This is a genomic window from Flavobacterium xanthum (assembly GCF_900142695.1).
In the GTDB taxonomy this organism is placed as follows: domain Bacteria; phylum Bacteroidota; class Bacteroidia; order Flavobacteriales; family Flavobacteriaceae; genus Flavobacterium; species Flavobacterium xanthum.
The window spans coordinates 19,436-31,068 of the sequence record NZ_FRBU01000038.1 but is presented as its reverse complement, the minus strand read 5'-3'; the positions used below and the strand labels follow the sequence as shown (position 1 = coordinate 31,068).

General features: G+C 34.4%; 12 protein-coding genes. All 12 read left to right on the top strand.

Annotated features, from left to right (window positions below):
* The first annotated feature begins 976 nt into the window (after window positions 1-976).
* A complete protein-coding gene (locus tag BUC11_RS13595) occupies window positions 977-1,774 on the top strand; it encodes a sulfite exporter TauE/SafE family protein (RefSeq protein WP_073354926.1) in 798 nt (265 codons plus the stop codon).
* Between the two features lie 526 nt (window positions 1,775-2,300).
* Window positions 2,301-2,684 carry a hypothetical protein gene (locus BUC11_RS13590; protein WP_073354925.1) on the top strand — a complete coding sequence of 128 codons (384 nt, stop codon included), beginning with the start codon at window positions 2,301-2,303 and terminating at the stop codon, window positions 2,682-2,684.
* Between the two features lie 208 nt (window positions 2,685-2,892).
* Window positions 2,893-4,293 (top strand): MBL fold metallo-hydrolase, encoded by a 1,401-nt coding sequence (locus tag BUC11_RS13585; protein WP_073354923.1) that lies wholly within the window; start codon window positions 2,893-2,895, stop codon window positions 4,291-4,293.
* 12 nt (window positions 4,294-4,305) lie between these two features.
* On the top strand, window positions 4,306-4,623 hold the full coding sequence (locus BUC11_RS13580; RefSeq protein WP_073354922.1) for a rhodanese-like domain-containing protein: 318 nt from the start codon (window positions 4,306-4,308) through the stop codon (window positions 4,621-4,623).
* Between the two features lie 235 nt (window positions 4,624-4,858).
* The gene (locus BUC11_RS13575) at window positions 4,859-5,167 is read left to right on the top strand and encodes a DUF202 domain-containing protein (protein WP_073354921.1); all 309 of its coding nucleotides are present in this window, start codon (window positions 4,859-4,861) and stop codon (window positions 5,165-5,167) included.
* A gap of 41 nt (window positions 5,168-5,208) precedes the next feature.
* Complete coding sequence (locus BUC11_RS13570) at window positions 5,209-6,423, top strand: MFS transporter (RefSeq protein ID WP_073354919.1); 1,215 nt, start codon at window positions 5,209-5,211, stop codon at window positions 6,421-6,423.
* A 60-nt stretch (window positions 6,424-6,483) separates the two neighbouring features.
* Entirely contained in the window at window positions 6,484-7,053 is a 570-nt protein-coding gene (locus BUC11_RS13565) for a TlpA family protein disulfide reductase (RefSeq protein ID WP_073354917.1), read from the top strand.
* Between the two features lie 102 nt (window positions 7,054-7,155).
* Entirely contained in the window at window positions 7,156-7,719 is a 564-nt protein-coding gene (locus BUC11_RS13560; RefSeq protein ID WP_073354932.1) for a YeeE/YedE family protein, read from the top strand.
* Window positions 7,720-7,729: 10 nt separating this feature from the next.
* Window positions 7,730-8,227, top strand: a complete 498-nt coding sequence (locus BUC11_RS13555; RefSeq protein WP_132065355.1) for a DUF6691 family protein — start codon at window positions 7,730-7,732, stop codon at window positions 8,225-8,227.
* 6 nt (window positions 8,228-8,233) lie between these two features.
* Complete coding sequence (locus BUC11_RS13550) at window positions 8,234-9,331, top strand: c-type cytochrome (protein WP_073354914.1); 1,098 nt, start codon at window positions 8,234-8,236, stop codon at window positions 9,329-9,331.
* Between the two features lie 5 nt (window positions 9,332-9,336).
* The gene (locus tag BUC11_RS13545; RefSeq protein ID WP_073354913.1) at window positions 9,337-9,756 is read left to right on the top strand and encodes a DsrE family protein; all 420 of its coding nucleotides are present in this window, start codon (window positions 9,337-9,339) and stop codon (window positions 9,754-9,756) included.
* Window positions 9,757-9,855: 99 nt separating this feature from the next.
* Window positions 9,856-11,550, top strand: coding sequence for a bifunctional metallophosphatase/5'-nucleotidase (locus BUC11_RS13540; protein ID WP_073354911.1), 1,695 nt, complete (start codon window positions 9,856-9,858; stop codon window positions 11,548-11,550).
* Window positions 11,551-11,633: the final 83 nt, after the last annotated feature.

Here is an 11,633-nt window from a genome sequence, read left to right as displayed (position 1 = left end):
GTTATTTCCGATTTTAGCCTAGAAAATAGAAATGAAAACTTAAAAAACTATCTTAAGTTTCTAAAAAAGTTGCATCGCGAATAGGTCGCAGCATAGATAAAGCTAAAATCAACAAAGCCTTATTGCATTTTTACTATAGAAGCAAGCAACTACTATTTGAAGCAGTTTTCAAAAGTGACTTCTCTTTATTGGCCACACAACTGAATAAAGTATTGAAAGATGACAGTGATTTATTTGAAAAAAAAAACAAAATTTACAGATAGCTATATCCATATGTAATCAAACATCCGTATTTACCCAATTTTGTTATTCAAGAGTTAAATAAAAATCCCGAATTTGTCATGAAACTCCGTTCACAGGAAAATTTTCCAACTATAGACCAATTCAAATAGCAAGTGACCGATGCGATCAAAGAAGGGGTAATAAAACCTATCAAAGCCAAGCAATTATTCATAAACATTATAGCATTAAACCTATTTCCATTCCTAGGGGAACCCTCGTTGATGGTGCTACTAAATGTGGATCAAAAAAGTTATACGCAACTATTACAGGATTGTAAAGTCCATCTAGCCGACTTTATTATTAACGCAATTAAAATTAAAACAAGAAAAATACAGTAGTTCTACTCTTGCTATTCCTGCTGTCATTAAGTTTAAATGCACAACCAACTTTGACATTGGATGACTGATATGCTTTAGCCGCTAAAAACTATCCTATGGCATAACAAGCGGCAGTACTTCACTACTAGATTTTATATCGTAAAGCAATAAATTTTGGTCTAATTCAGCTGAAAACCGAGTGTATTTAAGACAACGCTGCAGACAATATTTGAAGTAAAAATACGTCGGAGTATTGTGATGTTTCAAAATAGTGTACCGTATAAATCGCTAGTTTAAGAAAAATAAACAGCTGTGTGATAAATGTTACTGTACACAAAATTTAAACGGCTAATCTTTGCATCATAAAATTTATGATTATGGAATATATCGGGTATTTTTCTTCAATACTAATAGGCGTAGCGTTAGGACTAATTGGCGGTGGCGGAAGCATTCTTACGGTCCCCGTTTTAGTTTATTTATTTGCTATTGAGCCTGTTTTAGCAACAGCTTACTCGCTTTTTATTGTGGGGCTTACAAGCGCTGTGGGTTCTGTGGGTTATTTCAAAAAAGGGTTGGTAAATATCAAAACAGCCATTGTTTTTGGTATTCCGTCAATTATTGCCGTTTTTACTACGCGAGCTTTAATCGTTCCTGCAATTCCTAAAGTTTTATTTTCTACTGATAATTTTACCTTGACCAAAGATTTATTTTTAATGTTACTTTTTGCTGTTATCATGATTTTTGCTTCGTACAGCATGATAAAAAAAGACAAAAAAAATTCAATGGAAGCACCACAAGCACAAAAGTTCAACTACCCAATTATACTTCTTGAAGGAGCAGTCGTTGGAATAATCACTGGATTAGTAGGTGCTGGAGGTGGTTTTTTAATTATTCCAGCCTTAGTAATTTTGAGCAAATTACCCATGAAAGAGGCCGTTGGAACTTCATTAGTAATTATTGCGGCTAAATCGTTGATTGGTTTCTTTGGCGAAAGTGGTGAAAATGGAATAAATTGGCAATTCCTATTTACGATTTCAGCCTTTGCCATTGTTGGTATCTTCATTGGTACTGCATTATCTAAAAAAGTAGATGGAGCGAAACTTAAACCCGCTTTTGGTTGGTTTGTTTTAGTGATGGGAATCTACATTATAACCAAAGAGCTTTTTCTAAAATAAACAGAGTGGACTACAAAACCATAGAAGTGATTTAGCGCAATGAGATCTTTTTACTTAAAATAGTAGTCTCCGTTACAACCACTTTGTCGATTTAGTGCATACTGTTTCATCCAAAATAAAAAATCCATACCACTTAAAATAGGAATCCCTTTCGATAAAAATTGAAAGGGACTTTTTTCGTTTTGTGCGCTTTTGGAATTACAAGTAAATAAATAACGTATAAAATACACCTTAACTATAAAATTACATAAATACTTGAAAATAAACTACTTACAATTTTAATTACATTAAAAATATTCTTAAATTAGTGGTCATAAATAAAACAATAGTTCAATTTATAAGTGCCCTTTTATAAATATATTTTGAATTTTTTAGGAAAGTAATACTGTTCTAACTACTATTATTTTATTAGTACTTGTATTAAATGGTAGTGCTATGAATTATATTTCTTGATTTTTTTACATTTTGAATTATTAATTAAAATAATGCGGACTAAATTAATCTCACCTTTTATAAAACAATAAAAATGGAAACTTCAAAAACAATTTATGAATTACACGAAGAGCACAAAACATGGATAAACAAGCTTTTGTTTTACAAAGACGAACTTTCCATTATGGCAAATCGACTAGCTGAAGTAGCTACTAAAAACACTTCAAATGAGGTACGCTCCGCTATAGACCACTTTCAAAATCTGCTTGTTATCCAGAACGAACAGATTGATATTTTAAATCATGATATAGAAAATCACGAATCTTTTCTTGAAGGAGCCATAAGTAAAAATGCTGCTAATATTGAGTATGAAAAATTTTCAGATCATAAAAAACACCGCGAAAGCATCGCTATTTTCGAAAAAATATTCAAAGATTTACGAGAAGAGTTGATTGATTTTCTGTCAAAATGGATGTAATTTTAAAAATATCTGTTGTCACGATATGCAATTCGATAATCGAAAACAAAGCCACAACAAGAAGTGCTACGGGAATTATCTTCGTGTTCCTTTTTGAGTGACGCTTAACATTATCCAGTTAAAAAAGCCTGTGTAACATTAGTCACCAACTATAAGGGAAACATGTCCTAATTTTGTAAAATAAATTATGAACTAAAAAATTAAAGATATGTTTTTTCAACACGTTTACGACAAGAGTCTTGCTCAAGCAAGTTATTTTATTGGTTGCCAGAAAGCTGGAGTAGCTGCAGTAATTGATGCTAAAAGGGATGTTGATACGTATATCGAAATCGCCAAGCAGAACAATATGAAAATTACTCATATTTTAGAAACGCACATCCACGCTGACTTTCTTGCAGGATCTAGAGAACTTGCGGCTTTGACAGGGGCTGAGCTGTATCTTTCGGATGAGGGTGGATCCGACTGGAAATACGAATTCCCGCATTCAGGATTGAAAGATGGTGATGTCATTAAAATAGGTAACCTAAAAATAGAAGTAATTCATACTCCAGGACATACTCCGGAAAGCATTAGTTTTTTGCTAACGGATACCCCTGCGAGCGATGAACCTGTAATGTTATTTACTGGGGATTTTGTTTTCGTTGGAGATGTAGGAAGACCTGATTTACTCGAAAAAGCAGCAGGAATGAAAGGTACTCAAGATATTGGTGCCAAACAAATGTACCAATCTATTAAAAAATTTGAATCCTTACCGGACTTCATCCAAGTATGGCCTGGCCACGGAGCAGGTTCTGCTTGTGGAAAAGCATTAGGAGCGGTTCCTAGTACAACAGTAGGTTACGAAAAAATTAGAAACTGGGCTTTTCAGTATGAAAATGACGAACCTGGATTTGCAAATTATTTATTGGAGGGTCAACCAGAACCGCCTAAGTATTTTGCAATGATGAAAAAGCTAAATAAAGTAGATCGTCCACTGCTCACTGAAGTTCCTAAATTGAAAAAATTAGAGTACACTGAACTAGTAGAGGCTTTAGCCAAAGGAACTAAATTAATTGATGCTAGAGACAAAACGGAATTTTCCAAAGGTTATATCCCCGGAAGTATTAACATTCAGGGAAACAATTCTTTTGCCACTTGGGCTGGATGGTTTCTTACGTATGAGGAGCCTTTTATCCTACTTGCAGAGGAAGCGCAATTGGATGATTTAACTAGAAAACTAATTAGAATAGGATTAGACCACATTCAAGGATACGTTCCTTCTACAAAAACATGGGAAGAACATGGCGGTACTTTAGAGACTGTAAATCAAATTTCATTGGAAGAATTTAAAACCTTACAACAAGATAAAAATGTTCAGATAGTTGACCTTCGTGGTGTTTCTGAATACAACGCAGGTCACATAAAAGGAGCTGATAACGTATTTGTAGGTACATTACTAAACAATATGGATCAAATAAGCAAAGATAAAAAAGTAGTAATCCATTGTCAAGGCGGCGACAGAGCAGCAATTGCTTATTCCTTACTAGCACGAAACGGTTATAAAAACGTGCTGAACTATTCTCCGGGAATGAATGAATGGATGAATCAAAACAATATTGTTGAATACTAAAAAATCTTAATTATGTTTGGAATTTTCAAAAATATATTTTCAAAAAAAGACACCACTCAAATGGAAAAATTAATAAAAGAGGGCGCATTTCTAGTAGATGTGCGCACCCCAGCAGAATTCGCTGAAGGCCATGTAAAAGGATCAACAAATATTCCTTTAGATCAAGTTCCAAATCAATTGGCTCAATTTAAAGGAAAAGACCAAATTATTGTTTTCTGCCGAAGTGGCAATCGCAGTGGTCAAGCCAAAATGATTTTGGAAAGAAATGGCTTCAAAAATGTGACCAATGGCGGAACTTGGCAGGATGTAAATGAAGTTCTAAACAGTTAAAAAGTTAAATTATAAAAATAGTGTGCAGTTTAAAGCAACTGAAATAGTTGTTTTTAAACTGCACAATTATTTAGGTAGGACTTGATAACCTTATAACCCGAATGATTTTTTAACTATTTTAAATAAAAGAGTAAATTTGAGGGATTCAGTATTAGATGTAGCGCTTTGACCCGTTAAATTCAAAACGGCATTTTCAAAGCTTCCCTTTTAAATTAATTCGAAAAAAAAAAATAGTATGGAGACGAAAAAACCAGGTAATAAAGACTTGATTTTAAGAGAAAAATTGGCTTTACAGCGCACTATTTTGGCCAATCAATCTACTTTTCTTTCCTTTTTGAGGACATCAATGTATTTTTTAATTGCTGGCTTGAGTTTGAGAAACCTACTAAAAGTTGAAAATAGTCTCTTGATTGAAATTGCTCTTTTTGTCACTTCGTTTGTAATTTTTGTTTTAGGAACACTCAATTTTTTCAAACACAGGAAATCCATCGCCAACAATAAAAAGCATATTGGTGATTATCAACTAGAATATTATGAGATGTAAAGAACCTCTTTTTTAAATTTTCAAATTAATAAATACAAGCCTTGGAAACGAGTACGACCAAATTAGGATTGAAAAATAATTGGAAACAATTTACACTGCTAGTTATTGTTAATGCCTTTGTTGGTGGAATGATAGGAATGGAACGAACCATTATTCCAAAGTTTGCCGAAATAGAATTTGGCATTGCCTCAAAAACAGCACTTCTCTCTTTTATCATAGCCTTTGGGATTACAAAAGCCATAACGAATTATTTTACGGGTAAGTTAGCAAACCATTTTGGTAGAAAAAATTTACTTTTATTCGGTTGGGTTTTGGCACTGCCGATACCCTTTATTTTGATCTATGCTGAATCATGGAATTGGGTGATTTTTGCTAATATTCTGTTAGGAATTAGCCAAGGACTCACTTGGAGCAGCACGGTAGTGATGAAAATTGATTTGGTTGGAGAAAAAGATCGTGGACTAGCGATGGGACTTAATGAATTTGCTGGTTATTTCGCCGTTGGGTTGGTCGCCTTTCTTTCCGGTTATGTAGCTCAAAAATATGGAATCACACCCTACCCTTTTTACTTGGGAATTGGAATTTCCATAAGTGGCTTTCTATTGACTTTATTTTTTGTCAAGGATACTAGAAAATTTGTCCAACAGGAAAACACGACCAATACAACTCAAAAATTAGAAAATATTTTTCTAGAAACCACTTTCAAAAACAAAACATTAAGTGCTATAACACAGGCGGGTTTAGTCAATAATTTGAATGATGGAATGATTTGGGGTTTGCTTCCTATTGTGCTACTTTCTTTAAATTATGATTCGCAAAACATTGGAATTATTACAGCCATTTATCCTACTGTTTGGGGATTTGGCCAATTGATTACCGGAAAAATGTCCGATGTTTATTCGAAAAAAAAGATGCTGTTTTGGGGAATGCTATTGCAAGGAATAGCGATACTTTTTATTCCCTTGGCTTCAGCATTTTATCAACTGGCAGCAATTTCAGCATTTTTGGGATTGGGAACCGCTTTAGTTTACCCTACTTTTTTATCAGCCATCGCACAGGCGACAACTCCGAATCAGAGAGCGGAAAGCATAGGTACATTCAGACTTTGGCGAGATTTAGGATATGCGATAGGCGCCATTATTTCTGGGATAACAGCTGATTTATTTGGTATAAATTATGCCATTATATTGATAGGCGTCATCACCATTGTATCGTCCCTAATTATTGAAATCCGGATGCCACAAGACGCTTTATAAAAAATTAACAATACTAGAAATAAATCAAAAAAAATTACTTTTAGAAAATAATAATTAAAAATGGAACCAAAAAAATCAAATAAATCTACTATTCAGAATATTGTTTTTATCGTGTTAATAGCACTGCTTTTGTTTAGTCCCATAGGCACTTTTGTAAAAGTACACTTAAACCGGTTAATTGCTTTCTCTCCCAAAACAATTGCTGTAACAGATCAAAAAGAACTCTCGACTTATCAGTGGCTATTAAAAGATGGCACTGGAAAGACGGTGTCATTAGAAGCATACAAAGGAAAAATAGTATTCATTAATTTCTGGGCTACTTGGTGTCCACCCTGCATTGCCGAAATGCCGAGTATTCAAAAATTATATATTGATTATCAAGATAAGATCGTCTTTTTGTTTGTCACTACAGATTCTTTTGAAAAAGCAAATGCTTTTATGGTAAAGGAAAATTTGACACTTCCCGTCTATCAATCGGTTACAAATCCGCCTTTAGAAATGGAATCATCAACAATTCCGGCAACCTACCTTATTGATCAATCAGGAAATGTGATTGTATCCAAAATTGGAACAGCAAATTGGAACAGTGATTCGTTCCGAGAAAAGTTAGACGAGTTAGTAAAGAAATAAAATCAATACCATTTTTTACTTTTTTTTTCTTGTGTGACAAAAGTAACATAACTACTCCTTAATAAATTTGATCTTTGCATCAATAAATCAACAAATATGGAAATTTTAGAAATAATCAAACAACCTTGGCCTTGGTATATTGCAGGACCATTAGTTGGACTTACAGTACCAGCATTATTGCTCATTGGAAACAAATCATTTGGAATTAGCGCCTCATTACGTCATACTTGTGCCATGTGTTTGCCTGCAAATATTGCCTTTTTTAAATACGATTGGAAAAAAGAAATCTGGAATATGTTTTTCGTTTTCGGTATTTTACTTGGTGGCGTTATCGCATTCCAATTTTTATCAAATCCAGATCCGATATTGATAAACGATAATCTAAAAACAGAGTTATCTACCTACGGAATCACATCTATTTATGGCATGTTGCCAGAACAATTGTTTTCCTGGGAAAGTTTGTTTACCCTTAAAGGATTTTTCATGATGGTTATTGGAGGTTTCTTCATTGGTTTCGGTTCCCGTTATGCAGGAGGTTGCACTAGTGGTCATTCCATTTCAGGTTTGTCGAATTTACAACTGCCATCGCTTATAGCAACGTGTTGTTTCTTTATTGGCGGATTGATTATGGCTAATTTTATTTTACCGTTCATTCTTTCACTTTAAAAAATTAATTATGCAAATTAAAGATCAAAATACAGATTTCGAAACGCGTTCTTTAGATACGGTCTGTATCAACGAGAGTCATTTAGAACACAAATGGTATCACAATTTAAAATACTTAATCATAGGTATATTGTTTGGTATTGTATTTATCAAAGCTGAAGTAATCAGCTGGTATCGCATTCAGGAAATGTTTCGTTTTCAATCTTTTCACATGTATGGAATTATAGGAAGCGCCGTTGTTGTGGGAATGCTATCTATTTTTATTATTAAAAAGTTCAATATTAAAACCATTTATGGCGAGAAAATTGAATTTCATGACAAAACGTTCAACAAAGGACAAATATATGGTGGACTGATCTTTGGACTTGGTTGGGCAGTAACAGGGGCGTGTCCAGGACCCTTATTTGCACAAATAGGAACTGGAGCTACTGTGATGATTGTTACCTTGTTGGCTGCTATAGTAGGAACTTGGGTATATGGCTATTTTAGAGAGAAACTTCCTCATTAAAAAACTATGAACACTGAAAAACAAAATATAGTCCAATTAAAACTTCTTGTAAAAAGATTAATCTATCTTTTTGCAACAATTATATTCTTAGTAATGGCATTGTTTCTAGTTTTGTTTTTCAATTCAACAATCACAACTTGGTTTCAAAATAGTGATACTAATACTGATTCCCTATACACCGATGCCAAGAAAAAGGTGATTTTGCAAAATGAAATAGCAAAATTCTGGAAACCAGTGGACATAGATCTGATTACAGATACAATTTTAAAACAAGAAGTGGAATATGGTAAAGACTTAATTGCTCATACGGCTAAATATTTTGGTCCAAATGGTAGTGTGAAACAAATCAGCAACGGTATGAATTGCAACAATTGCCACTTAGATGCAGGTACCAAACCATGGGGTAATAATTATGGCTCCGTATATTCCATGTATCCAAAGATGAGAGCTAGGAGTGGTCAAGTTGAAAATTTATACAAAAGAGTTAATGATTGCATGGAAAGAAGCTTAAATGGCCAACCGCTCCAAGAAGATGAAAAAGAGATGAAAGCCATGATTGCCTACATCGAATATATTGGGAGTACTGTTCCAAAAGGCAAAGAGGCAAATGCGGCTGGAATTTATGATGTAGAGTATTTAGATCGTACCGCCAATCCAATCAAAGGGAAAGTGTTATATGATGCCAAATGCGCCAGTTGCCATCAAGTCAATGGTCAGGGAATTTTAGCCGAAGATAAAAAAGAATATACGTATCCACCGCTTTGGGGTACTAATTCCTATAATAGCGGGGCTGGATTGTTTAGAATCAGTCGTTTTGCAGGATACATAAAATACAACATGCCGTTAGGTGCAACTTATGAAAATCCGCAATTATCTGATGAGGAGTCTTGGGATATCGCAGCTTATGTGGAAAGTCTTGAAAGGCCATCAAAGGATCTAAGTAAGGATTGGCCAAAAATTTCTAAAAAACCAATCGATCATCCTTTTGGGCCCTATTCTGATAAATATTCTGAAACACAACATAAATTCGGACCATTTAAACCAATTAAAGAAGCAAAAAAGAAAATGGAAGAAGCGGCTGAAAAATTGAAATCTAAAAAATAAAATAAATGAGAAATCTAAAATTGATTGTTCTAGTAGGATTTTTTGCAGTTAGTGCTTTTGCTCAAAAGAGAGCGAATCATCACAAAATTGTTTTTCAATTTACAAATGCTGTAGATACCTTGCAACAAAAAGCATTTATAAACCAGCTCAATAATCTTACCGCGCATTGGCCAGATGCCAAATATGAAGTTGTCATTCACAGTATGGGCCTTCCCTTTGTAATGTCAGCTAAATCGAAGCAATTAAATGCGATAAAAGCGCTTCGTGCAAAAGGAGTTCGCTTTTTAGTATGCGAAAACACAATGAAAAATCAAAAAGTAACAAAAGACCAATTAATTCCCGAAGTAGAATATGTAAAGGTAGGAATTGCTGAAATTGTAGAAAAACAAGAGCAAGGATGGAGCTATATCAAAGGTGGATTCTAATTAAAAAAGAATACTTTTTGCACTAAACTACACCGTTATTTTAGCTGTAGTTTTTCAATAAAAAATTGACTACAGAATAAATCTAAAAACCTAAAAACGATGAGTAATAACCGAAGAGATTTTCTAAAATCAGTGGGAACATTAGGGCTGGGAGCTGCGATAATTTCGCCAATTTCCGCTATTGCAAATACAAATCAAAGGGAAGAATTAGACTTAAATAAAAAAATCGATAGTACTAAACCGCAAACAATTTCTATTCTTCAAACTACCGATGTGCATTGTCAGATTCATCCACATGATGAGTTATTTTGGGAAAATGGAAAAGCAGTTTTTAGAAAAACGGGTGGTTATGCCTACATGGCAACGGTGTTGAAAAAATTAAAAAAGAAAAATCCCAACACCTATATTATTGATACGGGTGATATGTTTCAAGGCAGCGAATTAAGCGTTGAAACTACTGGTGAAGCATTTGTCCCTATTTTAAATGCAATGCAATACGACCTCTATCTTCCTGGAAACTGGGAAGTAATTTACGGAAAAAGGAAAATGCAAACGCTATTAGGATCCCTTGATGCACCAAAAATTTGTACTAATATGTACCATGATTTAGGAGAAGGAAAACGAGGTGAACTTATTTTTCAGCCGTATAACATTTGGCATATTGCCGGAGTAAAAATTGGTTTTTTAGGCTACACTGATCCTTTGGTACCCTTGAGACAAAGCCCTAATTATAGCAAGGGAATTCTATACACCAATCCCGAAGAAAATCTAGCACATTATGTGGATGTACTACGAAATCAAGAACAATGCAGCTATGTAATCATGATCGCACATCTAGGATTATCGCAGCAAATTGCACTAGCGAACCGACCGGAATGCAAAGGGGTCAACTATATTTTAGGCGGCGACACACACGAGCGGGTTCGTAAACCCATTGTTTGTATTTATGCTAAGGTGGTTGAGCCAGGCGCATTTGGTTCTTTTATTGGAAAATTAGATTTGACCGTCCTCAACGGAAAAGTAATCGAAGACAATTATGAATTAATTGAAGTCGACTCTCCTTTAATAAAAGCAGATCCGTCTATCGAAAAATTATTAAAAGAAAAAGAAGCGGTTTATCACGAAAAAATCAATCAAATTATTGGTTACAGTACCATCCCATTGTACCGCTATTTTGTAGTTGAAAACCCAATTGATACTATGATTTTGAATGCATTGCATTGGAAATTTCCTGAAATAGACATTAATCTTTCAAATGGATTCCGCTTTTGCCCACCTAAAACTACCCCGGACGAAACAGGAAATATTCCAATTACAAGCGGATTTATTTATGACATGCTTCCTGTTGATAGTACGGTAAGGACCGCAAAAGTTACTGGGAAACAATTGCAAAATTGGCTGGAGAAAGAACTGAATAATGTTTTTGCCCAAGATGCTTCAAAACGTTTTGGTGGTTGGGTTGTAAAATTCAAAGGGATGGAAGTACGTTTCAATGCATTTGCCGATATGGACAAAAGAGTGCAAAGCATCACCATAAAAAATATTCCAATGGATCCTAATAAATTGTATACAATCATGGCGTGTGAGCGCGATGGGGATCCTGTAGATATGCTTTGTAGAATGAAAGGCGTTCTGAATGCCAAAAACACTTCAGCAACCTTGCATACGGTAATGAAGGAATATTTAAAGCAAAATTCGCCCGTTACGCCCACACCCGAAAAAAACGCTATCATCCTAGATGCTCCAGAAACCTTGCTTTCGCAAGTTACCGGCGTTGATTATACTTTCAGATAGTTCTTTTAGTAACAAAGTAAAAAGTCATAAAGCCGAATGCATAAAAAACATTCGGCTTTATGACTTTTTATAGCTACTGTGAT

Excerpts from the sequence above, each read along its gene's own strand:
- BUC11_RS13595 (WP_073354926.1), top strand. The coding sequence starts at position 977 with ATGGAATATATCGGGTATTTTTCTTCAATACTAATAGGCGTAGCGTTA.
- BUC11_RS13580 (WP_073354922.1), top strand. The coding sequence starts at position 4,306 with ATGTTTGGAATTTTCAAAAATATATTTTCAAAAAAAGACACCACTCAA.
- BUC11_RS13555 (WP_132065355.1), top strand. The coding sequence starts at position 7,730 with ATGCAAATTAAAGATCAAAATACAGATTTCGAAACGCGTTCTTTAGAT.
- BUC11_RS13575 (WP_073354921.1), top strand. The coding sequence starts at position 4,859 with ATGGAGACGAAAAAACCAGGTAATAAAGACTTGATTTTAAGAGAAAAA.
- BUC11_RS13545 (WP_073354913.1), top strand. The coding sequence starts at position 9,337 with ATGAGAAATCTAAAATTGATTGTTCTAGTAGGATTTTTTGCAGTTAGT.
- BUC11_RS13565 (WP_073354917.1), top strand. The coding sequence starts at position 6,484 with ATGGAACCAAAAAAATCAAATAAATCTACTATTCAGAATATTGTTTTT.
- BUC11_RS13540 (WP_073354911.1), top strand. The coding sequence starts at position 9,856 with ATGAGTAATAACCGAAGAGATTTTCTAAAATCAGTGGGAACATTAGGG.
- BUC11_RS13550 (WP_073354914.1), top strand. The coding sequence starts at position 8,234 with ATGAACACTGAAAAACAAAATATAGTCCAATTAAAACTTCTTGTAAAA.
- BUC11_RS13590 (WP_073354925.1), top strand. The coding sequence starts at position 2,301 with ATGGAAACTTCAAAAACAATTTATGAATTACACGAAGAGCACAAAACA.
- BUC11_RS13585 (WP_073354923.1), top strand. The coding sequence starts at position 2,893 with ATGTTTTTTCAACACGTTTACGACAAGAGTCTTGCTCAAGCAAGTTAT.